Annotated in this window: 12 protein-coding genes; 9 read left to right on the forward strand and 3 right to left on the reverse strand. The window is 43.3% G+C overall.

What is annotated here, in order from left to right:
- The first annotated feature begins 21 nt into the window (after positions 1-21).
- The 6 genes from aceE (at position 22) to CXF83_RS03495 (ending at position 15,946) form a co-directional block, all read left to right on the forward strand.
- Positions 22-2,688, forward strand: a complete 2,667-nt coding sequence (aceE, locus tag CXF83_RS03470) for a pyruvate dehydrogenase (acetyl-transferring), homodimeric type (protein WP_101090696.1) — start codon at positions 22-24, stop codon at positions 2,686-2,688.
- 12 nt (positions 2,689-2,700) lie between these two features.
- Positions 2,701-4,635, forward strand: coding sequence for a pyruvate dehydrogenase complex dihydrolipoyllysine-residue acetyltransferase (gene aceF / locus CXF83_RS03475; RefSeq protein ID WP_101090695.1), 1,935 nt, complete (start codon positions 2,701-2,703; stop codon positions 4,633-4,635).
- Positions 4,636-5,059: 424 nt separating this feature from the next.
- Complete coding sequence (gene lpdA, locus CXF83_RS03480; RefSeq protein ID WP_101090694.1) at positions 5,060-6,490, forward strand: dihydrolipoyl dehydrogenase; 1,431 nt, start codon at positions 5,060-5,062, stop codon at positions 6,488-6,490.
- A 374-nt stretch (positions 6,491-6,864) separates the two neighbouring features.
- Positions 6,865-11,451, forward strand: a complete 4,587-nt coding sequence (locus CXF83_RS03485; RefSeq protein WP_232775020.1) for an EAL domain-containing protein — start codon at positions 6,865-6,867, stop codon at positions 11,449-11,451.
- A 64-nt stretch (positions 11,452-11,515) separates the two neighbouring features.
- Positions 11,516-13,732 carry a patatin-like phospholipase family protein gene (locus tag CXF83_RS03490; protein ID WP_101090693.1) on the forward strand — a complete coding sequence of 739 codons (2,217 nt, stop codon included), beginning with the start codon at positions 11,516-11,518 and terminating at the stop codon, positions 13,730-13,732.
- 156 nt (positions 13,733-13,888) lie between these two features.
- The gene (locus CXF83_RS03495) at positions 13,889-15,946 is read left to right on the forward strand and encodes a M13 family metallopeptidase (RefSeq protein ID WP_101090692.1); all 2,058 of its coding nucleotides are present in this window, start codon (positions 13,889-13,891) and stop codon (positions 15,944-15,946) included.
- A gap of 78 nt (positions 15,947-16,024) precedes the next feature.
- On the opposite strand, the gene hxpB is transcribed toward CXF83_RS03495, so the two are convergent.
- Positions 16,025-16,702, reverse strand: coding sequence for a hexitol phosphatase HxpB (hxpB, locus tag CXF83_RS03500; protein ID WP_101090691.1), 678 nt, complete (start codon positions 16,700-16,702; stop codon positions 16,025-16,027).
- Between the two features lie 400 nt (positions 16,703-17,102).
- Here hxpB and acnB point away from each other — a divergent pair, with 400 nt between their 5' ends.
- Entirely contained in the window at positions 17,103-19,700 is a 2,598-nt protein-coding gene (acnB, locus tag CXF83_RS03505; RefSeq protein ID WP_101090690.1) for a bifunctional aconitate hydratase 2/2-methylisocitrate dehydratase, read from the forward strand.
- 148 nt (positions 19,701-19,848) lie between these two features.
- Here acnB and rsd read toward each other — a convergent pair whose 3' ends face one another.
- Positions 19,849-20,316: a sigma D regulator gene (gene rsd, locus CXF83_RS03510; RefSeq protein ID WP_101090689.1), complete on the reverse strand. Its 468-nt coding sequence runs from the start codon at positions 20,314-20,316 to the stop codon at positions 19,849-19,851.
- 522 nt (positions 20,317-20,838) lie between these two features.
- Here rsd and hemE point away from each other — a divergent pair.
- Together hemE and CXF83_RS03520 are read left to right on the forward strand one after the other, a co-directional pair.
- Positions 20,839-21,903 carry a uroporphyrinogen decarboxylase gene (gene hemE, locus CXF83_RS03515; RefSeq protein WP_101090688.1) on the forward strand — a complete coding sequence of 355 codons (1,065 nt, stop codon included), beginning with the start codon at positions 20,839-20,841 and terminating at the stop codon, positions 21,901-21,903.
- Between the two features lie 987 nt (positions 21,904-22,890).
- Positions 22,891-23,892: a LysR family transcriptional regulator gene (locus CXF83_RS03520; protein ID WP_101097968.1), complete on the forward strand. Its 1,002-nt coding sequence runs from the start codon at positions 22,891-22,893 to the stop codon at positions 23,890-23,892.
- Between the two features lie 236 nt (positions 23,893-24,128).
- Here the strand turns inward: CXF83_RS03520 and CXF83_RS03525 are convergent, their stop codons facing one another.
- Positions 24,129-24,869, reverse strand: coding sequence for a substrate-binding domain-containing protein (locus CXF83_RS03525; protein WP_232775055.1), 741 nt, complete (start codon positions 24,867-24,869; stop codon positions 24,129-24,131).
- Positions 24,870-24,900: the final 31 nt, after the last annotated feature.

Raw genomic sequence — 24,900 nt, forward strand, 5'->3', positions numbered from 1 at the left:
TATATAGGGAAGGACAGCGTCATGTCTGAACATATGCTACACGATTTAGATCCACTAGAAACTCAAGAATGGGTAGATTCACTGCAAGCGGTATTAGAGCAAGAAGGCCCTGAACGTGCGCACTACTTATTAGAAAAGTTGATTGATAAAGCCCGTCGTAATGGTACTCATCTACCTTATAAAGCGACGACCGCTTACTTGAACACGATTCCTTCAGGCCAAGAGCCACATATGCCTGGCAACCAAGAGATGGAGCGCCGTATTCGCGCTATCGTCCGTTGGAATGCGTTGGCGATGGTGCTACGTGGTTCTAAGAAAGATCTGGAGCTGGGTGGTCACATCTCAAGCTTTGCCTCTAGTGCAACCATTTATGACGTTTGTTTTAACCACTTCTTCCGCGGTCCAAATGAAAAAGACGGCGGCGATTTGGTTTATTTCCAAGGCCATATTGCTCCTGGTATCTATTCACGTTCTTTTCTTGAAGGGCGTATCACTGAAGATCAGATGAATAACTTCCGTCAGGAAGTTGATGGTAAAGGTCTGCCTTCGTACCCACACCCTAAGTTAATGCCTGACTACTGGCAGTTCCCTACGGTATCTATGGGTTTAGGTCCTATCCAAGCTATCTATCAAGCACGTTTCCTGCAGTATCTGACTGACCGTGGTATTAAAGATTGCTCTGAGCAAACGGTATATTGCTTCTTAGGTGATGGTGAGTGTGATGAGCCTGAAACATTAGGTGCTATCGGTCTTGCAGCACGTGAAGAGCTCGATAACCTTTGCTTCATTGTTAACTGTAACTTACAGCGCCTTGATGGTCCTGTGCGTGGTAACGGTAAGATCATCCAAGAACTTGAAGGCGAATTCCGCGGCGCAGGCTGGGAAGCGGTTAAAGTGATTTGGGGTCGTTATTGGGATCCACTACTTGCCCGTGATACTAGCGGCAAGTTATTGCAGTTGATGGAAGAAACCGTTGATGGTGAATACCAGAACTGTAAAGCTAAAGGTGGCGCTTATACGCGTAAGCACTTCTTTGGTAAGTACCCAGAGACTGCTGAAATGGTGGCTAACATGTCAGATGATGACATTTGGCGTCTAAACCGTGGTGGCCATGATCCAGTGAAGATTTTTGCTGCGCTTCAGCACGCTAAAAATACTAAAGGCCGTCCAACCGTTATCCTTGCTAAAACCGTTAAAGGTTACGGTATGGGTGATGCTGGTGAAGGCAAAAACATCGCGCATAACGTGAAGAAAATGGGCCTTGATTCCCTTAAATACTTCCGCGATCGTTTCAATATCCCAATTAGTGATGATCAGTTAGAAGATATTCCTTTCTATCATCCCGGTGCCGATTCAGAAGAAGTTCAATATCTTCAAGCGCGCCGCGCAGAATTACATGGTGCTATCCCTTCACGTCGTCAGAAGTTCTCTGGTGAGATTGAAGTGCCATCATTGAAGATCTTTGATTCGGTACTTAAAGGCTCAAACGGCCGTGAAATTTCAAGCACAATGTCATTTGTGCGTATTCTTACTGCACTGCTTAAAGACAAGAAAATTGGTAAGCAAATCGTACCGATTATCCCTGATGAAGCACGTACCTTTGGTATGGAAGGTCTATTCCGCCAGGTAGGTATCTATGCTCACGAAGGGCAAAAGTACATCCCACAAGATTCAGATCAAGTGGCGTACTACCGTGAAGATAAAACCGGTCAAGTACTGCAAGAAGGGATTAACGAGCTAGGTGCTATGTCATCTTGGGTCGCTGCGGCAACGAGTTACTCTGTTAACGACACGCCAATGATCCCGTTCTATATCTACTACTCAATGTTTGGTTTCCAACGTATTGGCGACATGGCTTGGGCTGCAGGTGATATGCGTGCGCGTGGCTTTATGATTGGTGGTACATCGGGTCGTACAACGCTTAACGGCGAAGGTCTACAGCATCAAGATGGTCACAGCCATGTGTTGGCTAACACGATTCCAAGCTGTATCTCTTATGATCCAACCTACGGTTATGAAATTGCGGTTGTGGTTCAAGACGGTATTCGTCGTATGTATGGTGAGCAGCAGGAAGATGTTTTCTACTACTTAACTACAATGAACGAAAACTACGAGCAACCAGCAATGCCTGAAGGCAGCGAGGAAGGTATCGTTAAAGGTATCTACAAGCTAGAAACCCTTCAAGGTAGCGGTAAAGGCGCAGTCCAGTTAATGGGCAGTGGCACCATTCTAGAGCAAGTGCGTAAAGCGGCAATTGCACTGTCTAAAGACTTCGGTATCTCTACTGACGTATACAGTGTTACTAGCTTCAATGAGCTAACACGTGATGGCCAAGCGGCAGAGCGTTACAACATGCTGCATCCAACTGAAACACCAAAAGTGCCTTATATCACTGAAGTGTTATCTAGCGATGCGCCGGCGATTGTAGCCACAGATTACATGAAGATTTACGGTGAGCAGCTACGCGCTTATATCCCAACAGATTACAAAGTGCTGGGTACCGACGGTTTCGGCCGCAGTGACAGCCGCGAGAACCTACGTCATCATTTTGAAGTTGATGCTAAGTTTATCGTTATTGCTTCACTTAAAGCGCTTGTTGACCGTAACGAGCTACCTGTTGATGTGCTTACTAAAGCCATCAAAGAATATGGTATCGATGTTGACAAGATCAACCCACAGTACGCGTAAGAGGGAAACAAAATGGCTGAATTAAAAGAAGTTTTGGTTCCTGATATCGGTGGTGATGACGTTCAGATTATCGAAATCTGTGTTGCTGTAGGCGATACGCTCGCAGCAGAAGAATCAATTATCACGGTTGAAAGCGACAAAGCGACCATGGATATTCCTGCACCTTTTGCTGGCGTATTAAGCGAGCTTAAAGTGGCAGTAGGCGATACCGTATCAGAAGGTACTTTGATTGCGATGATGTCTACCGCAGCAAGTGCAGCACCGGCAGTTGAAGTATCGGCTCCAGCGCCAGTCGCTGCAGCAGTTGCGGCTCCGGCTCCAGTAGCTGCACCTGCTACTCCGGTTGCGGGTGGTACTAAAATTATTGACGTGATGGTTCCTGATATCGGTGATGCAAGCGATGTTGAGATTATCGAAGTCTTAGTGGCTGTTGGTGACAAGATTGATGTTGACACCGGCTTGATTACTTTAGAGACAGATAAAGCGACCATGGAGGTGCCTGCACCTTCAGCGGGTATCGTTAAAGCACTTAAAGTGACCTTGGGTGACAAGGTCTCGATGGGGTCTTTAGTACTGACACTAGAAGTTGGTGATGCCGCTCCGGCAGCATCAGCTCCAGCGGTTGAGGCTCCTGTAGCCACGACTGTTGCCGTTAGCTCTGTGCAAGAGATTGCAGTACCAGATATTGGTGATGCAGCAGATGTCGACGTGATTGAAGTTCTGGTTGCCATTGGCGATGAAGTGACGCTCGATCAAGGTCTAATCACGCTTGAGACAGACAAAGCGACCATGGAAGTGCCTGCACCTGTTGCCGGTAAACTGGTTGGCCTGACGGTTAAAATCGGTGACAAGGTATCTCAAGGTAGCGTGATTGCGACCATTGAAGCGGTTTCTACCGCGCCAGTTGCCGCTGCTCCTGCAGCAAGTGCTCCGGCTCCAGTGGCAGTCGCTCCTGCTCCTGCAGTAAGCAAGCCACCCGTTCCGCATCACCCAAGTGCAGGTAGTCAACCTAAAACAGGTGCTGTACATGCTTCACCTGCAGTGCGCCGTTTAGCACGTGAATTTGGTGCTGACTTAACTCAGGTGACAGGTTCGGGTCGTAAAGGTCGTATTCTGAAAGAAGACGTTCAAGCGTTCATCAAGTATGAGCTCAGTCGTCCTAAAGCATCGGCCGCTACTGCTGTAGCGGGTGGCGCTGGCGGATTAAACGTGATTGCTGCACCTAAAGTTGATTTCGCTAAGTTTGGCGAAGTTGAAGAAGTGCCGTTAAGTCGTATTCAGAAAATATCCGGTCCTAATTTGCATCGTAACTGGGTGACTATTCCCCATGTGACGCAGTTTGATGAAGCCGATATCACTGAAATGGAAGCATTCCGTAAAGATCAAAACGCGATTGCTGCGAAGAAGAAAGCGGATTATAAGATCACGCCTTTAGTCTTCATGATGAAAGCGGTTGCTAAAGCGCTAGCTGAGTTCCCAGTATTTAACTCAAGCCTAAGTGCTGATGGCGAGTCGTTGATCAAGAAGAAGTACTTCCATATTGGTGTTGCGGTTGATACGCCGAACGGTCTTATGGTGCCAGTGGTGCGTGATGTCGATAAGAAAGGCATTATTGAACTTTCACGTGAGCTGATGGACATCTCACTCCGTGCGCGTGACGGCAAGCTTAAGTCTGCTGATATGCAAGGTAGCTGTTTCACTATTTCAAGCCTTGGTGGCATTGGTGGTACGGCATTTACGCCTATCGTTAACTACCCTGACGTGGCCATTTTAGGTGTGTCTAAATCTGAAATAAAGCCGAAGTGGAACGGTAAAGACTTCGAACCTAAGTTAATGTTGCCGTTGTCATTATCTTACGATCACCGAGTTATTGATGGCGCGATGGCGGCACGATTCAGCGTCATGCTTTCAACCGTCCTCAGTGATATTCGCACGCTTATTTTGTAAAGTTGAAGGCTGCTCATGATGAGCAGCCTTTTTTCTATTACGACTAGGATTGTGATCAGTATCAAACAAAGGTTAAAATGCGGTCACCTACAAAGGGTCTGTTGATCTTTCATGGTTGTTTTTGCCACAGATTATTGGCTATTTTGGCAAGGCGAAGAGTATGCGGTTTAGTCATTCTCCACAAATTGGCTGTAACGCAGTAAAAATAGCCAAGAAGCGCGGCCCTTCGGGTTCGTTTCAATGCCTTTATTACAGCGTTGTAAGCTTTTCGCTTAGCGAGCTAAGCGTCATCGCTAAAGCCTTGTACTAAAAGCATTGAATTCGAACAAAAACTAAGCTCGAAAGGTAAACAGACCCTAATTTGGCCACACTTTATCGTTGAGACGGTGCTCCCGCCAACGACATAAAAAGAATAGAGGAAAACATGAGTAACGAAATCAAAACTCAGGTAGTTGTACTAGGCGCAGGCCCTGCGGGCTATTCATCGGCATTCCGTGCTGCGGATCTCGGCCTAGATACTGTCATCGTTGAACGCTTCAGCACATTGGGTGGCGTTTGTTTAAACGTTGGTTGTATCCCATCTAAAGCACTGCTTCATGTTTCTAAAGTGATTGAAGAAGCAAAAGCTGTTGCTGATCACGGTGTCGTTTTTGGTGAGCCAAAGATTGATCTTGATAAGCTTCGTGGCTTTAAAGATAAAGTTATTGGTCAGCTTACTGGCGGATTAGGCGGAATGTCTAAAATGCGTAAAGTTGATGTTGTTAATGGTCTAGGTAAGTTCACTGGCCCAAATACAATGGAAGTGACTGCGGAAGATGGCACGGTTACAGTGGTTAACTTTGACAATGCGATTATTGCAGCGGGTTCACGTCCGATCAAACTGCCTTTCATTCCCCATGAAGATCCACGGATCTGGGATTCAACTGACGCGCTTGAGCTTAAAGAAGTTCCTGCTAAGCTGCTAGTTATGGGCGGCGGTATCATCGGTCTAGAAATGGGGACCGTTTACTCATCTCTAGGAAGCGAAATCGACGTAGTTGAAATGTTCGATCAAGTTATTCCTGCTGCAGATAAAGACGTTGTACGCGTATTCACTAAGCAAATTAAGAAGAAGTTTAACTTAATCTTGCAAACTAAAGTGACTGCAGTTGAAGCAAAAGAAGACGGTATCTACGTTACAATGGAAGGTAAGAAAGCACCTAGCGAACCTGTTCGTTATGATGCAGTACTGGTTGCTATTGGCCGTTCTCCAAACGGTAAAGGGCTAGACGCAGAGAAAGCAGGCGTTAATGTTGATGAGCGTGGTTTCATTAACGTTGATAAGCAGATGCGTACTAACGTCCCTAACATCTTCGCTATTGGTGACATTGTTGGTCAACCAATGTTGGCACACAAAGGTGTGCATGAAGGGCATGTTGCTGCTGAAGTTATTTCAGGTCTTAAGCACTTCTTCGACCCTAAAGTTATCCCTTCTATTGCCTATACAGACCCAGAAGTTGCTTGGGTTGGTCTAACTGAGAAAGAAGCAAAAGAGCAAGGTGTTGCTTATGAAACTGCGACTTTCCCTTGGGCTGCAAGTGGGCGTGCAATCGCATCAGATGCAAGCGAAGGCATGACTAAGTTAATCTTCGACAAAGAGACTCATCGTGTTATCGGTGGTGCTATTGTGGGTGTTAATGGCGGCGAATTACTCGGTGAAATTGGCCTAGCAATTGAAATGGGTTGTGATGCTGAAGACTTAGCATTAACCATTCATGCTCATCCAACATTGCACGAATCTGTTGGTCTTGCTGCAGAAATGTATGAAGGTTCAATTACTGACTTGCCTAACCCTAAGGCAAAAAAGAAAAAGTAAGCTTTTTCTAATGAATAAAGCGCTCTTATGAGCGCTTTTTTAATGCCTGTAACCCAGTAAATTCGGAGTTTTTCCAATCAAAGCGTGATTCTGTGTTACCTAAATGATACATTCAAGTTAATCTAATAAAGCCTAATATCCAAGCCACTTCAAAATACCCGTTTTAAAGCTTCTGTAGGGCCGTTGAATATGGCTGTGATTGAGAGAATGGTTATTTCCTTTTTTGATATCACTAACGCAGTGCAGGAATTTCACGGGAACTCCAGAAGGGTAAGGCATGAAGTCACATTTATCTGCATTTTTGCTTATATAAGAATAAATATTGAACTCGAATAATGAGTATCAATTTCATGAAACCACCAAGGACGGTGGGAATGTCGTTTATGCAGGAGCAATTAACGACCTTTAACTCTGTCACTTCTCGACTTGCTGAATCCAGTATTTCGAGCTTGTATGGGGAAATACCTGTGAGAATAAGAATTATAAAAACATGGTTTAGCGTTGTCGTATTAGTGCTTATCTGTTCCGTACCGGCGTTCGCCAGTGGCGTTGTTCAGCGTATTTTTACCGCAAGTGATGGGTTGATTAACGGCACAGTATGGGATATTAGTTTTGATGCCCATGGTTTCACTTGGCTGGCGACAGAAGAGGGGCTTTACCGTGTTAGTAGCACCAAAATTAGAAGAATCGATCAGGTTGGTTTAGACTCAAAACTGAGTGATAACTTGATTCATTTAGTCTCTCCTTTAAGCAAACGTCATCTGCTGGTTAGTAGTTTCTACGAAATTTACCTTTACGATATTTACACCAATACTTTTACCGCTTTTGGTAGTAACACTCTTTTTCCTGAATTTGAAGGCTTGGGGATCATCTCTCAAGTTGAAGATGACTATGGCAACAGAATTCTGCTCACCAGAGAAGGCGAATTATTACGCTTTAACTACAGAAGAATGTCGTTAGAGCGGGTTAATTTTTTAAGCAGCAATCAGGATTACCCTTGGCGGGCAATATCAGCTATTTCAGACAATCGATTACTAGTGGCGACAGAAGGACGCATTGAGGTTAGAGATGAGGTTGGCGAACGGGTGGCAGTGTTGCCTTGGTCTGAAAGCGATGGTCGAATCGAGCAGATATTTAGAGATTCAAATAATCGAGTTTGGATCAGCTCCAGCAAGGGCTTTTTTGAGTTAATACAGCAGGATTTATCAATCCGTAAGGTTACGCAGCTACCTTATTATATTACCCATATAGCAGAGGACCAAAAAGGTTTTTTATGGTTGGCAACGCGATCAGGTTTATTAAAATGGTTGCCAGATGCACCGTCAGGCCAGCTTTATGGGAATGAGATAAAACAAAAGTCGAATATCGATTACATACACGATATTGCGGTTGATGATACTGGCCTTATTTGGATCGGTGGCTCAGGTGATGGGGTTGCTGTATTGGCGGATAACCCCGACTTTTTACTGGAGCAATTTAGTAAGGCTGCACCCTACCAACTGCCAGATGAAGTCATTTGGTCTATCTATGCAGATAAAGAGAACGTGTGGTTTGGCACTGATGCTGGATTATTCCTCATCGATAGGCAAACGAAGCATCCCTATGTTATAACGCCGAAGAATATTGATCTAAACGACAGCATCTATCACATTGAGCCACTGGATGAACAAAACATTCTGTTATCCAGCACCAACGGACTCTCTATCGTCAATAAAACAACTTTTCATACGCAGACGTTTGGCGATTGGATGGGAGGTTCGGGCACCTTAGAGAGTAAAACTGTTTACAGCACCTATTTTGATACACTCATTCAAGGTCGGATTTGGTTCGCTACCAATAGGGGACTATTTTTTTGGGATCCTGGCTTGGCAGAGCCGCAGTATGTCAGCTTGAGTACTGATAGGAGCATCGTTCAACTACAGATAATTAAGCATGTAAACCGAGATAGTGCACAGAGGTTGTGGCTCGGGGGCGATCGGCTACTTGGGTATCTAGATAAACAAAACAATTTTCATGCCGTTACTATACCGCAGGCACTAGGATTGGACACTATTTCGGTTAAGACGATGAAAGAAGTCGAACCGGGTCTTTTTTGGATTGGGTTCAAAGATCGTGGCGTTGTTGAATACAACTCGCAAACGGGTGATGCTCGGTCTTTGACTGAAGAGTGGAAGGTAAGCTGTGATAGTGTGTATTTTATTGAAGACGTTGAACAATATCGCATTATAGGTTGCCCACGTTCGATTATCCGATTCGATACTATGACGGATGAGATAATCGTTGTTGCCGCTGAAGATGGGTTCATTAGTGATGAGCTAAACGAAGGGGCGGTGTTTGTCTCTCCCGAAGGGCTATATGTAGGTACGCCAGATGGGGCGATGCTACTCGATGTAACCAAATTTAAGAACCGCATAGTAAAAGATACTATCTTGCTTGAGTCGATGGAAGTCTATTTCGAAGATCGCACCGAGGTTAACTTATTACCGCAAGAGGGTCATCGCATTTTACCTGGTGCACAATTGGTGAGCTTTCAACTGGCGAGAAACAATTACCTCAATGAGAAGCCGTTGCAGCTACAGTACCGCTTACGCCGCGCTGAGGATAAAACAGGCGGTAGTTATATCTATCTCGACGGTCAATCGCAGTTAAATATTTCTGGCTTAGATGCGGGTACGCATGTGCTTGAAATTATTAGTGTGCAGAACGAAGTATGGTCAGCCGCTCCATTTTCTTTCTCTTTTGAAGTGGAAATGTATTGGTGGCAAACCCGCTGGTTTAAAGGTTTATTGCTGGTTGTCGTCTTATTGCTCGGGCTAGGCATTATCTTTGTTCGGCAGCGGCAGGTAATGACATTTAGAGGGATGAACTCCGCGCTTACAGAGAGTGAAAATAGATTAAAACAAGCATTAAGAGGCAGCAACTCTGAGTTATGGGAATGGCATCTAGAGACTGATATTTTTAGACTTGAAAATGTGGGCGGTTTATTGAGTAAGCAAGAAACTCAGGTTCATCTTAAGCTTGGCGAATTTCCTATTCATAACGAAGATAAGAGTAATGTGCTTACCGCTTGGAAAGATATGCTCGATGAGCGTACCGATCGCTTCGAAGTCGAGTACCGCTACTTGCGAAGTGATAAGCTTTGGGGTTGGGTGCGAGTATTAGGTAGACCTGTTGAACGTAATGAGTTTAATGGTAAAATTGAGCGTGTTGCAGGTATTTATACCGATATTTCTGAACAGCGCCAGCTAAAGGATGATGTCTATCTGTTGGCTCAAGCATTTGAAAATACATCTGAAGCGGTGCTTATCTACGACAGAGATGAATTAATCCAAGTCACCAATAAAGCAGCGCAAGATATATTAGGTTTCAATGCTAATACGCTCATTGGCCGATCATTTGCTGAGGTACTAAGGGGCAAAGAGTCGGGTACTCATATTGCTGATTTACTGCAACATGGCTTGAGCTGGACGGGGGAATGCACCGTGGCGTGCGCCAATGATCAGCAGTGCGTTGTTTGGCTTAATGTATCGTCTATTTTAAATGCCACTGGGGAAGCGACGCATTATGTTGTGGTGTTCTCTGATATTACTGATCGTAAGCGCACTGAAGCTGATCTTCGTCGTCTGGCTAATTATGATGTACTCACAGGTTTGCCAAATCGTTCTTTGTTTTCGAGCAAATTATCTCATTCTATTTATCAGGCTGAAAAAGAGGGCGGTAAGCTCGCCTTGCTGTTTTTAGATTTAGATCGCTTTAAGCACGTTAACGATTCTTATGGTCATAGTATGGGCGATGCTTTGCTTGTTGAAGCCTCAAACCGCTTACAAGCGTTTATCACTAATGACAATGTTTTATGTCGTTTTGGCGGTGATGAGTTTGTTATTTTACTGCGTAGCGATACGGAGCTCGATAGCATTAATCTACTCTGTGAACAGTTATTGGCGAGTATTCAAAAACCGTTTGATCTTTATGGGCGTGAGTTTTATATCTCAACCAGTATTGGTGTCAGCCTGTGGCCAGAAGATGCTAAACAGCCAGAAACACTGATCAAAAATGCCGATTTGGCGATGTATCATGCTAAAGATGAAGGCAAAGGAAACTTTAAATATTATTCCCAAGAGCGTAATGCCGAGGCGCTTTATCATTTAAGGTTGGAGACAGATCTACGTAAAGCCATTGAAAGAGATGAGTTTGAGCTTCACTTCCAACCACAGATAGATATTTTACAAAATGATAAGCTTGTCGGAGTGGAAGCCTTATTGCGGTGGAATCACCCTCAAGATGGCTATGTACGTACCGACATTTTTATCAAAGTCGCCGAAGCATGTGGGCTTATTGTTGATATTGATCGTTGGGTTATGCGTGAGGCTTGTCGCCATGGTGCCCGTTGGGCACAAATTTTAGATGAACCGCTTAAAGTCTCAGTTAATATCTCAGCATTGCATTTTCGCCAGCCCGATTTTATTAATGGTGTCGAGAAGAGCTTGGCAGAAACCGGAATGCCGAATCGTTCACTATCGCTTGAGATCACTGAAGGCGTATTGATGAAAGAGCTTGAAGTTGCTAAACAACACCTAAAAGAGCTTAAGAGTTTAGGGATCGATGTCGCGATCGATGATTTTGGGACCGGTTATTCCTCCTTGGCTTACTTACGTCATTTTGAAGTGAATACCTTGAAAATTGATCGCTCTTTCCTTATTGATATTGCGACTAATAAAGCCGATCAGGCCATTGCTAGCAGTATTATTGAGCTCGCAAGAAACTTAAAATTAGATGTAGTGGCTGAAGGTGTCGAAACTCATGAGCAGTTAGAGCAGGTCTTTAGTCGAGGTTGCTATGTCATACAGGGTTACTACTTTGCCAAACCGATGTCATGTACTGATTTAGATACTTACATGGCGATACGGCCAGAAGTTAATTTGCAGTCTAAGGCGGACCAACTTATGGCTCCTAGTGCCTAAGCCTTGCACAAGTTAATTAAATACCCTACGTTAAAACATCATTAGAAGAGTTGAATAAGTCATTATGAACCATAGAATTTTTATTCTTTGTTTGCTGGTATTTTGTCAGTCATATGCTAGCGCTACAGAACGGCCAAAAATTGGTTTAGTACTCAGTGGTGGCGGTGCAAAAGGTGCCGCGCATATTGGGGTGCTTAAAGTTCTGGAAGAGAACAATATTCCGATTGATTACATCACTGGTACCAGTATCGGTTCCTATGTTGGTGGCATGTATGCATTGGGTTATAGTGCTGCCGAAATAGAAGCTATCATGATGAAGACTGACTGGAATAAGGGCTATTCAGATACCATCCCGCGTGAAGAGCTGAGCTATAAAGATAAAGAGATCCGCGACAAATATAATATTCCGGTCAATGTCGGTTATAGCGATGAACAAGTCAAAATGCCTGCGGGTTTACTGCGCGGTCAGTCGATGTCGCAATTGCTGCGAAGCTCTACCAATTTGGTACATCAGTTTGGTCATTTCGATGATCTTTCAATCCCCTTTAGAGCGGTGGCTACCAACTTAGCGACCAGCCAAGCAGTGGTGTTAAGTGAAGGTAGCCTTGTGGCTGCAATGCAAGCCTCTTCATCGGTTCCGGGTGCACTACAACCTGCGGTTATCAACGGTATGTTATTGGTCGATGGTGGCATCGCCAATAATATGCCAATAGATGTGGTTAAAGCGATGGGCGCAGATATTGTTATTGCGGTCGATATTGGCTCGCCACTTGTCGGTAAAGAAGAGCTAGACAGTGCCATTGCAGTGCTCAATCAGTTATCGACTATGCTCACCAATGCCAGTTCTGAGAGACAAAAAGCGTTATTGTCGGATAAAGATATTCTTATTAGACCTAATATTGGTGAGTTAAGTACCACCGATTTTAGCATCATGCCCATCGCTCTCCCTTTAGGAGAGATAGCGGCAAGAGACCAATTAGATAAGCTAGGCAAATACAGTGTCTCTAAGCAGGAGTTTAGCGAGTATCTTGCTGCAAAGCGCAGCAAGAGCAAGGTATGGCTCGATGAGTTGAACCGGCCACTCATTAAGGTTATCTACGACAACGACTCTAAAGTGAGCGAAAAGTTACTTGCCGATAGCCTCAATTTGGATGTGGGTGATCATGTCACCGTCCAAACGCTTGAGGCGGGCATCGCCCGGATCTATTCGTTGGACAAATTTGAGCGAGTTGATGCCGAGTTTGAAGATACGCCTGATGGAAGAGTGCTAACCGTTTCAACTAAAGCAAAGTCTTGGGGACCGAATTATTTCCAATTAGGTTTTAGTTGGGAAGATGATTTTAGCCTCGATTCAGTCATTTCATTAGATGTGGCGTATACCATGACGGACTTGACTGAAAATGGCGGTGAATGGCGCAATGAGATCTCCTTAGGCTTCGATAAATTATTAGGTTCTGAGTTTTATCAACCTTTGTCTAAAGATCAAGATTATTTTAGTCGAGCACGAGTGGAGTACGAACTTAAAGATTGGGGCTTTTTTGAAGATAACAACCGTATTTTTGAACTGAAACAAACCGCTTACCGAGCTGAGGTAGGCATTGGTTGGAATTATACCCAAAACGGTAAATTAGAGGTTGGATTATTAGGTGAGGTCGGCAGTTTAGAGAACGAAATTTGGCAACTTGGTACGGTCGATTACGATGGTTATGGTGGCTATTTTAAGTTTGCCTACGACGATCTCAATAGTATTAACTTCCCGACATCGGGTAATCGCTTTACGCTAAATATGTATCTTAGAAAAGAGGGTTACGAGCAAGATATTAGCTCGAACACCTCTGATACTTCATTGCAAATTGAAGCCGATTGGCGTGGTGCCGTGGGTGTTGGTAACCATGCCTTTGTCGGTATAGCTTCTTTTGCAACCGTTGATATAGATGGTGCTTTCACGGTCAATGTTTCTGAGTTAGGTGGGTTTTTAAATCTTTCTGGTTACCATAAAAATGCCCTATATGGCTCACATAAAGTGTTTGGGGCTTTTGTGTATCAATATGATTTAGGGCGAGATGTATTAGGCATGACAGAGTATCCACTCTATCTAGGAACCAGTATCGAAGCGGGTAACGTCTGGAATCAAAAAGATAATGTGTCATTAGATGATCTTATTTATGCAGGTAGTATTTTCCTTGGTATAGACACTAGCGTTGGGCCTGCAGCACTTGGCTTTGGTGCTTCAGATGACGGTGAGAAAACGATATTCCTGTTTATTGGTAAGAACTGGTAATCAAGAAGTGAGCGGCTTCAGACCGCTTGAAATAACATTAATATAATGTGACAAGAATGGGCTTAATAGTCTAAAACATAGAGAGAAATATGAATTAGACGATTGTTTTTACGAAAAGTAGAAGCAATTTATTAAAGGACTAAATCGGGGATAAATATGAATAAGGTAAGTCAATTAGCATTGTGCGTAGCATTAACGTTAGGTGTTGCAGGATGTGGCAGTAGCGATAAAGACAGTATTACAGAAAGTGCCACTTCCATGGTGGTTTCTGGAGTTGAAAAAGCCAATTTTGACCCAGCTGTGCGTCATCAAGATGATTTCTACTACAGCGTGAATGGCACTTGGTTAGCGAACACACCTATCCCTGCTGATAAATCTAATTACGGTTCATTTTCCGTTCTTTATGAACAAAGCCAAGAAGCACTTAAAAAAATTATTGATGCCGCAGCTGCTAAGCCAAACAAGGCAAAAGGTAGCAGTGAGCAAAAAGTGGGTGATTTTTATGCGAGCTTCATGGATACCGACGCCATTGAGGGGTTAGGGATCTCACCGCTAAAAGATCAGCTGTCAGATATTGCCTTTGCATCAACTCACAACGATATAGCGACTTTAATGGGCAGTTTATTGGTACATGGTTCAACGGTGCCATTCGGTTTTTACGTCAATAACGATGCTAAAAACTCGAGTCAATATGGGGTCTATCTGTATCAATCAGGTCTCACATTGCCAGATAGAGATTACTACCTAAAAGATGATGAGAAATTTACTGCAAATCGTGCAGCATTAATTCAATATGTCGATGACCTGATGGCCAAAGCGGGCTATAGCGATCCAAAGCGCGCGAGCGAAAGTGTGGCTAAGATTGAAAAGTTTATCGCCGCAAGTCAATGGAGCCGTGTTGAGTCGCGTGATGCCAATAAAAGTTATAACAAGATGGACCGTCAACAGCTGCAAGATTTAGTTGAAGGTTTTGACTTTGTGCAGTTCTCAGCGGGAGCAGACATCGACAAAGTGACGGACGTGATTGTGCGTCAGCCATCTTACTTTGAAAAGTTTGGCAAAGAGTTTAGTCAATTTAGCGTGTCCGAGTGGCAAGACTATTTAGCTTTTCATCTGGTGGATGATTACGCAGAACTATTGAGTAAAGATTTCGTTGATCTCCATTTTGCTTTCCATGGTAATACCTTAATGGGTATCGAAGAGCAGAAGCCACGCTGGAAGAAGGGTGTTGATGCCGCTGACCAAGTGATTGGTGAGCTGGTGGGCGAAGAGTATGTTAAGCAAAACTTTAAGCCCGAAGCTAAAGCCAAAATGGAAGAGATGATCCAAAACCTGATCAAAGGATTTGAGGTCAGCATCAATGAACTGGAGTGGATGACGCCTGAAACTAAGCTCGCCGCTCAAGAAAAACTGGCGAAGTTTACCTATAAGATCGGCTACCCTGATAAGTGGAAAGATTATACGGCACTCGACATTGAAGCTAACGACTTAGTCGGCAACTATCAACGCTATGCTCAATTTGAGTACAAAGCGATGTTAGCTAAATTGGGTCAACCGATTGATCGTACTGAGTGGCACATGACGCCACAAACGGTGAACGCTTACTATAGTCCTGTGATGAATGAAATAGTGTTCCCTGCCGCAATCCTGCAACCACCATTCTTTAATATGGATGCTGATGATGCGATTAACTATGGTGGCATCGGTGCTGTTATCGGTCATGAGATCAGCCATGGTTTTGATGATCAAGGCGCTAAATATGATGGTGACGGTAACCTTCGCGATTGGTGGTCAGATAAAGACCGTGAAGAGTTCCAAAAGCGTGCCGCGCAGTTGTCAAAGCAGTACGCAGGTTATGAAGCCATGCCGGGTAAGTTCGTTAATGGTGATTTAACCTTAGGCGAAAACATTGGCGACTTAGGCGGTTTAACCGTGGCAGCTCGCTCTTATGCGATGAGTCTTAATGGTAAACCATCGCCGGTAATAGAAGGCTTAACGGGTGAACAACGCTTGTTCATTGGTTGGTCTCAAGTCTGGCGTCGTAACTACCGAGATGAAGAGCTTGGCCGCCGTTTAATGACCGATTCACATTCACCGAGCCATTTCCGCGCGATGGGCACACCACGTAATATCCCCGCTTTCTATGAAGCATTTGATTTGAAAGAGGGCGATAAAATGTTCTTAAGCGAAAGCGATCGCGTTAAGATTTGGTAAGCTAACATTAGATACCGATCTAAATAAGTAAAAAAGCCCATCTTTCGATGGGCTTTTTAATTCTCGCTGAATTCGCAACTATTTAATGGAATTGGTATTTCGAGCGAGGAACTCTGGTAGTTGCTCTAGACTCGCTAACTGATGATGAGCGATGACCCACTTGGTTAAATCCGCCAATTTGGGCTCAGGGATGGCAATTGTTTGCATATTGGCTGCGCGGGCAGCGACCAGTCCATTAAATGAATCCTCAATCGCTAAGCAATGGATAGGATCAATATTGAGCGTAGCAGCGCAATTTAAATAGACCTCAGGATGCGGCTTACCATAAGTTAAATATTCAGCAGACTTAATGGCTTGAAAGTATGAACTTATTGATAGTTTGTTTAAAACAGCATTAATAATATCGCTAGAAGAGGAGGTCGCCAAGCCGATTTTAAGGCCGTGTTCTTGGCAAGTATCAAGCGCGGCGATGACGCCTCGCATAGGTGTACCTTCGACTAAAATATGCATGATAACTTGCTCTACAATGGCTTGGGCTGTTTGTTCGTTGTCATAGTTAGGCCAAGGAAAGCGGGCATACCAAAATGCGACGACGTGATCGATTCTTAGTCCGGTCGTTTCGACAGTATCTTCAATTGAGATGTTTAAACCGAGTTCCGACATCACCTTATGTTCGGCAATTTGCCATACAGGTTCAGAGTCAATTAGCACTCCATCCATGTCGAAAATAACGGCTTTTAACTCAGGTGTGGTCATAAGTCTCCAATTATGTTCATTATAACATTGGTGAATAGTAGTAGTTTATTCTAGTGAATATTCAAATAATACTAAGGTTAATGGCATATTTAACGACATCAATAGTGAGATATAACCAATAATAATGGCAGTTTATTAGTGCTTAACTCTTTGAATAAAATAACGAATAAATTCATTTAACACTATGGTCTAGTTTTCTTTTTGGGATGAACCGCTTAAAGTGTGACCATCTTGCCTCTTGAGCATGATTTATCACTTGTCCAAGTGTGATCTGATTCATACTTTTGCAAAGCTGTAGTATAATACGCCTCGAAATAAGGGTCGAGCCTGCCGAGTCGTCAGTTCCAATGTGAAGACGAGCAGTTTCGTTGTGAGAACGCCAAAAAAGAGGAATATTGCCATGCTAGAAGCATATCGTAAACACGTCGCAGAACGTGCTTCAGAGGGCGTAGTCCCTAAGCCATTAGATGCCCAACAAGTGGCACTACTAGTCGAATTGGTAAAGAATCCACCTGCAGGTGAAGAAGCGTTTCTTCTTGATCTGATTGAAAACCGTATCCCACCAGGTGTTGATGAAGCTGCATATGTAAAAGCAGGCTTTTTAGATGCTGTCGCCAAAGGCGAAGTCTCATCAAGCATTCTGTCATCTGCGCGAGCTGTTGAGCTGCTTGGTACTATGATGGGTGGTTATAACATTGAACCGCTTATTGCTCAGTTAGATAACGATGCGCAAGCACCGCTGGCTGTTAAAGCGTTGTCTCACACGTTATTGATGTTTGATTCTTTCCATGACGTAGTGGAAAAAATGCAGGCGGGTAACGACTACGCTAAACAAGTTGTTCACGCATGGGCTGACGCTAAATGGTTCCTATCGCGTCCTAAGCTTGCCGAAAAGATATCTCTGACCGTCTTTAAAGTGTCAGGCGAGACTAATACCGATGATTTGTCACCTGCACCAGATGCATGGTCACGTCCTGATATTCCTTTGCACGCATTAGCGATGCTAAAGAATGCTCGTGAGGGAATTGTTCCTGATACAGCTGGTACAGTTGGTCCAATTAAAGAGATTGCATCACTTAAAACCAAGGGTTTCCCATTGGTTTATGTCGGTGATGTTGTTGGTACGGGTTCTTCACGTAAATCAGCGACTAACTCAGTGCTTTGGTTCATGGGTGATGATATCCCTAATGTGCCTAACAAGCGCGCGGGTGGTTTCTGTTTAGGTGGCAAGATCGCACCAATCTTCTTCAATACCATGGAAGATGCTGGTGCGTTACCTATTGAGCTAGACGTAGACAAAATGAACATGGGTGATGTTATTGATATCTACCCATACCAAGGTGTAGTTAAGCGTCATGATAGCGATGAAGTTATTTCGGTATTTACACTTAAGACCGAAGTGTTGATGGATGAAGTTCGTGCTGGTGGCCGTATTCCATTGATCATTGGTCGTGGTTTGACTGATCGTGCTCGTGAAACACTGGGTGTTGAAGCTTCTACTGAATTTGTTCGTCCGCAAGATGTCGCTGACACAGGTAAGGGCTTTACCCTTGCACAGAAGATGGTCGGTAAAGCATGTGGCGTGACAGGTATTCGTCCAGGCCAATACTGTGAGCCTAAGATGACTTCTGTTGGTTCGCAAGATACAACGGGTCCTATGACGCGTGATGAACTTAAAGATCTTGCCTGTCTTGGTTTTAGTGCTGATTTGACGATGCAGTCTTTCTGCCACACAGCCGCTTATCCAAAGCCTATTGATGTGAACACACATCATACTCTGCCTGATTTCATTATGAATCGTGGCGGTGTTTCTCTGCGTCCTGGTGACGGGGTGATCCACTCATGGTTGAACCGTATGTTGTTGCCAGATACCGTAGGTACGGGTGGTGATTCACATACTCGTTTCCCAATTGGTATCTCATTCCCAGCCGGTTCAGGTCTGGTCGCATTTGCTGCGGCAACAGGTGTAATGCCACTGGATATGCCTGAGTCGATTTTGGTGCGCTTTAAAGGCGAAATGCAACCGGGTATGACGTTACGTGACTTGGTACATTCTATTCCGCTTAAAGCCATTGAGATGGGTCTGTTGACGGTAGAGAAGAAAGGTAAGGTCAACGCCTTCTCTGGTCGTGTATTAGAAATTGAAGGCCTTGAACAACTTAAAGTTGAGCAAGCGTTTGAGCTTTCTGATGCATCCGCTGAGCGTAGTGCTGCGGGTTGTACTATTAAGCTTGATAAAGAGCCAATCATCGAATATCTAAACTCTAACATCGTGATGTTGAAGTGGATGATTGCTGAAGGTTATGGCGATCGTCGTACTATTGAACGTCGTGTCATTGCGATGCAAGAGTGGTTAGCAAACCCTGAATTAATGGAAGCTGACAGCGATGCTGAATACGCAGAAATTATCGAAATTGATTTGAGCGAAATCAAAGAACCTATTCTTTGTGCGCCAAACGATCCAGATGATGCCGTGTTACTTTCATCAGTGGTTGATACTAAGATTGACGAAGTCTTCGTTGGTTCTTGTATGACTAACATCGGTCACTTCCGTGCAACGGGTAAGATGTTGGAGAAGTTTGCTACGACTCTGCCTACACGTTTGTGGATTGCGCCTCCAACTAAGATGGATCGTGATCAACTTACTGAAGAGGGCTATTATGCTATCTTCGGTCGTGTCGGTGCTCGTATTGAGATCCCTGGATGTTCGCTGTGTATGGGTAACCAAGCACGTGTTGCTGAAGGTGCAACGGTAGTTTCTACTTCTACCCGTAACTTCCCTAATCGTCTTGGTACGGGTGCCAATGTATATTTGGCGTCAGCTGAGCTTGCGGCTGTTGCAGCGTTACTCGGTCGTTTACCATCGCCTGATGAGTACCAGACATACGCTAAAGAGTTAGATGCAACTGCAGCTGACACTTACCGTTATCTGAACTTCGATCAAATTGCATCGTACACAGAAAAAGCGGGCGAAGTTATCTTCCAGTCTGCTGTTTAAGATGTAAGTTTGTGTCTAGTACGAAAAAGGCCAGCTAATTAGCTGGCCTTTTTTATGACTCGACATTTATAACTTATAGACAATAAGCACCTTAGGGATATAGGCAGATATTGCTCAGTACCGCAAATTTCAAATACTTAATGACTGGTTAAGTGTGCTTAGTGTGCAGCACTTCTAACAGCTTATCTTCAAGCGCAAAACGTGTTTCCATCGCATGCCCAAGTGATGACAAATCTTTATCTAGGTGAAACAGCACTTTTTCATCGTCGGCTTCGGTGTACTTGTCGTTGAAGTCGAGCGCAGTGTCAGTTGTTTCGCTAATCTGTGGAACCAATTGCTGCGCAATCTCTTGGCTTGAGCTGCCATTCTTCTCGCAAGCCGTGACGACTTGGTTATAAATTTCGAAATGGCCTTCAGAGACGTAGTCCATTAATTGATCGCAAAATGCTTTAACGGAATCAAATGCAGGTAAGGAATTCTCTGAAACTTCATATGGAGGAATACCAGCGATTTGGCAGTAGTTGATCAGTAGCTTACGACGATTGTTTAACCATTGATCTATAAGAGTATTTGAACCACCCCATTTTTGTTCGGCTTTCTCTAACTTTCTTAGCATGATCTTCCCCAGTAAGAATCTATCCCTAACATCTAATGTAGGGACAAGTACTGTGTTGATCAACTACTTTTCGACGATTTAGGCGGAATAACTGAATGGACATACCAGCTAGCAGGTAAGGCTGGGGCGCTAAAAAGAAAAAGCCCAGTGATAGAATTCTATAGCTGGGCGAGTATAGTTTTTGCAGGCTCGATGCGACGAGCTCTTGATTGTTCTTGCTAGCGCAGACTTTTTATACCAAAGCTAAGCACTGGGTGCAACTTTTTTCTGTCACATTGAGAGCTATACAGCGTGCGTTAAGCTCTATTGTGGGCCTATATCGCACTTTTACTTGATATGAGATCTCACATTAACGACTTACAAATAAGGTGGTTAGGCAGATAATAATGTTAACTTCGACCTCGCTGGGGCTATTTGTCGAGTTACGGGTCACATAATTTCACCGATAGAGGTTACTTTATTAACGTAAATGCTAAACTACTGTGCAAGTGGATATCAATATAAGTTTAGGAATCAAGCCAAATGGCAGAATTAAAGAATGATCGTTATTTACGTGCTTTATTAAAACAGCCTGTCGACAGAACACCTGTCTGGATGATGCGTCAAGCTGGTCGTTATCTTCCTGAGTACAAAGCAACCCGCGCTCAAGCTGGTGATTTCATGTCGCTTTGTAAAGACAAAGATTTGGCTTGTGAAGTGACCTTGCAACCACTACGTCGTTATGACCTAGATGCTGCGATTTTATTCTCTGATATTCTGACTATTCCTGATGCGATGGGACTTGGTCTGTATTTTGAAACTGGCGAAGGCCCACGCTTTCAACGTCCAACCGATACTATCGACTCAATCAAAAAGCTTTGCATCCCAGATCCAGAAGACGAGCTTGGTTATGTGATGCGTGCTGTCAGCACCATTCGTCGTGAGCTTAAAGGCGAAGTGCCTTTGATTGGTTTCTCTGGCTCTCCTTGGACACTAGCGACTTACATGGTTGAAGGCGGTTCAAGCAAGACTTTCGAAAAGATCAAGAAAATGGCTTATGAAGAGCCAAAAACATTGCACATGTTGCTTGATAAGCTAGCTGACTCAGTCATCTTGTACCTGAACGCTCAGGTTGCTAACGGTGCTCAGTCACTTATGATCTTTGATTCATGGGGCGGTGCACTTTCTCACCACGCTTACCGTGAATTCTCACTGCGTTATATGCAGAAAATCGTTGATGGCTTAACTCGCCATGCAGACGGTCGTCAAGTGCCAGTGACTCTGTTCACCAAAGGTGGCGGACTATGGCTTGAATCTATGGCTGAAACAGGTTGTGATGCCTTAGGTCTAGATTGGACTGTTGATATCGGTGATGCACGTCGTCGTGTTGGGCATAAAGTTGCTCTTCAAGGAAACATGGACCCATCTGTACTTTACGCCTCTCCTGAGCGTATTCGTCAAGAAGTAGAACAGATTCTATCTTCTTACGGTGAAGGTACTGGCCACGTATTTAACTTGGGCCATGGTATTCACCAACATGTTGATCCTGAGCATGCGGGCGCGTTCATCAACTCAGTTACTGAGTTGTCAGGTAAATACCACAAGTAAGCCACTACTTCAGTAGTTTGGTTTAAAAGGCTCAGTTTACTGGGCCTTTTTTGTGGACGCTATTTGATGATATCTAGAGTATTTTGTGCTTCGATAGGAGTCGGTTTAACACCTAATCGGTTGCTGTTCAATTCTAAAGTCACTGCCTTTTCTGGGCTGACTTTCGATTTCACCGTTTTAAAGCGATAACTGTTGCCTCACAATCGACAGTCGCACCCCAAGTTGTGGCAATGCCGTTTGAGTCGCTGCTGCTTTCCTGTAGTGGCAATAATAGCTAAGTGTCGATATAACCTTGCAGTGATGTGAGCGGGGTCTTTAAGCCGTGCGACAGGTGCAACATAAACTCATGCCGTTATTCTTTTTGTAGGTAAATAGCTTTAATAATTATTATTAAAAATCAATAATGGTCATTATATTTCTACTTGAGGACTCGTGCTTTATAAAATAAAACATGTGTTAATGAATAGTAATAATTAGGAATGAATATCATTTAAATTAATGTATTAAAATTGTAGCCGATGAAATGTTCTGAGCAAGGTTTAAAATGTAATTATTACTGCATCGTAATATACAATTTCTTTGTTTCATTAAGTTTATATACAATGAGTAAATTAGGACTAGTGATTTTTATTCTAAACGATTTCATACGAAAGTACGTAACATTGAGAATGCAGGCGCTTACTTTAATAGAACGCCACATCTAAATTGAACGTTTGTAAATGTAAGATCTCTAATTGTAAGTTATTGATATAGTTGATTTACATTTTTCACTTCTATATTCGTTGTTGATATTTTAAAGCCATTTTTTGTTTTATATGACGAGGAGTGTGACTGAATGTATCATTGCTATTGGAATCTATATAGCTTGGGTAATGATTTAATTACATTTTATTTTTTGTATTCATGTCTATATGTGATTACTATAGCTGCAAGTGCTATTGTTTAGTAATAATTTAAATATTAATATATATTCATGGATGTATTGTAATGCGAAAGGAACTCTCTAAATTAGATTATTTCACACTTAAAGTTCTCATAGGTTTATTTGAATTTAAGAACTGCAGTGTCGTAGCTGAGAAACTAAATACAACTCAGCCTAAAGTCAGCCGTGCCTTAAGCAGCCTCCGTGAAGTCATCCAGAATGAACTGTTTGTGCGTCAGCAGTATGGTTTACAACCCAATTCGATGGCCGAAAAAATCTATCCTTTGGCTAAATCGATAGTCGCTACACTGGAAGAAATAGATCAGGTGGCTATGAGTCAATCAGGTGTAAGACGTGTTGTTAATGTGGCGGTTCAGGAGCATATGTCTGCATTTTTTTTGGAGGCAATATCGGAAGTTTGTGTTCATTTGAAACAGGAAGTGAGCGTTAACATTCAGCCCTGGTGTGATAATGTTTCCCAACTGATTGCCCAAGGTAAGCTGGACTATGCAATCACTGCTAACTCGACTTATCACGAGATGATAGAAAACCTTGAACTGGGTGAGGTAAGTTATCGGTTCGTTGTCGCCAAGAAAGGTCATCCCATTTTTCGAAAGCCCCTGAGTTATTCATCGCTTATCGAAAATCGACTGGTTTTTATCAATTATTGCCAGGTGGGCTCAAAGCCTAACTGGTTCGAATCCATTGTGAAGCTACGAGGTGAGGAATTAAAGCTAATCTTAAAGACCTCTTGCCACAACATGGCGCTGGATCATATCGTTAAATCCGATGACGTGTGTTGTACCGCATCCATTTTTGCCTATCAATATTTTAAGAATCGTGATGATACTGACTTTATCGATGCGACAGACTTTTGTCATGTTGAGTTAGCTAAGGCTAAAAAAGAATTGGAGCCGGCAGAGCATCAAAAATATTATTATTACCTGCAATATCATCATTCTAATGAGAATGAATTTACACATCTTTTGTCGGAAATAATGAAGCGAAAAATTGACTTTATGCAAGACGAATATGAGCAGGCAAAATCACTCGTCACTATAGAATAGACCCCGCTAACATCAGGCTATCGATAGTTTAACGCTAATGGAATCTTTCTAGATGAAAGGTTTCATTAGGGGGTCTAACTTGCCGTTTAATCGCTAGGGGAAAATGGTATACCTGCGTTTAACCTGAATCCGTATGTTCTGTGTCGATATTTCCTCAAAAAATAGTGAGTACTTGTTCACTCACTATTGATGTCCAAGGACAGATGGCTAAGCCCATTATTAATAATGCCAAAGTCTCAGTGCAGTGCAGTGTTGACCAAACCTTGAATTTGAGTGGATAACCATTGCTGGTTAGGCTCTGCTTTGGCCTTATTGTAAACCAGATATAAAGTTGGCACCTTGATTTGCATATAGAGTCGCTCTGACTCGACATCTGAAATCCGACAAGCATGCAGGTTGTGGGTACTGTTTATCATGTTATATATGGAGCTGTAGGGGAGCAAGGCGACGGCTTGGGTTGATCTTAGGTATTCAAATAAGCCGGATAGACTGCTGAGATCCATCTCAGTGTTAAGTTGAATACCGTTTAAATGGCAATAGGCTTGAAATGGACTCATTTTTTGTTTAGTAACATCAACATTCACATTAACAAATGGATACTCAGCAATCGATTCTAAGGTGATCTCTTGTTTGAGTATTGGATGTTCATGGTGGCAGATGAGAAATAATTTATTCAGTTTTTTTAATGGAATGGCTTCGAGCTGCTCATCTATGTCCTTGATGTCCTCAATCATGTTGCAGCAGCACAGACCTATATTGACCTCACCGGTGACGATACTATCTATTGAATTTCTTGTGCAGGTTGAGATATTAAAGCTCATATCTTTTCCCGCGTTTCTAATCGAAGTTAATAGTACTTTTGGGAATGTGTAGGAGATCAGATCAGGTGAAGCTATTTCAAAGTGATGAGTCTGTTCGACACTATTTTCTCCGTGTAGCTTTTGCAGGTTTTTCGAACATTCTACAATCTCCTTCACAATAGGGTATATTTTCCCTGCGAATTCATTT

The organism is Shewanella sp. Choline-02u-19 (assembly GCF_002836205.1).
Taxonomy (GTDB): Bacteria; Pseudomonadota; Gammaproteobacteria; order Enterobacterales; family Shewanellaceae; genus Shewanella.

Coding starts and splice junctions, on each gene's coding strand:
- aceF (WP_101090695.1), top strand. CDS start 2,701: ATGGCTGAATTAAAAGAAGTTTTGGTTCCTGATATCGGTGGTGATGAC.
- hemE (WP_101090688.1), top strand. CDS start 20,839: ATGGCAGAATTAAAGAATGATCGTTATTTACGTGCTTTATTAAAACAG.
- rsd (WP_101090689.1), bottom strand. CDS start 20,316: ATGCTAAGAAAGTTAGAGAAAGCCGAACAAAAATGGGGTGGTTCAAAT.
- acnB (WP_101090690.1), top strand. CDS start 17,103: ATGCTAGAAGCATATCGTAAACACGTCGCAGAACGTGCTTCAGAGGGC.
- CXF83_RS03495 (WP_101090692.1), top strand. CDS start 13,889: ATGAATAAGGTAAGTCAATTAGCATTGTGCGTAGCATTAACGTTAGGT.
- CXF83_RS03520 (WP_101097968.1), top strand. CDS start 22,891: ATGCGAAAGGAACTCTCTAAATTAGATTATTTCACACTTAAAGTTCTC.
- hxpB (WP_101090691.1), bottom strand. CDS start 16,702: ATGACCACACCTGAGTTAAAAGCCGTTATTTTCGACATGGATGGAGTG.
- CXF83_RS03485 (WP_232775020.1), top strand. CDS start 6,865: ATGTCGTTTATGCAGGAGCAATTAACGACCTTTAACTCTGTCACTTCT.
- CXF83_RS03490 (WP_101090693.1), top strand. CDS start 11,516: ATGAACCATAGAATTTTTATTCTTTGTTTGCTGGTATTTTGTCAGTCA.
- aceE (WP_101090696.1), top strand. CDS start 22: ATGTCTGAACATATGCTACACGATTTAGATCCACTAGAAACTCAAGAA.
- lpdA (WP_101090694.1), top strand. CDS start 5,060: ATGAGTAACGAAATCAAAACTCAGGTAGTTGTACTAGGCGCAGGCCCT.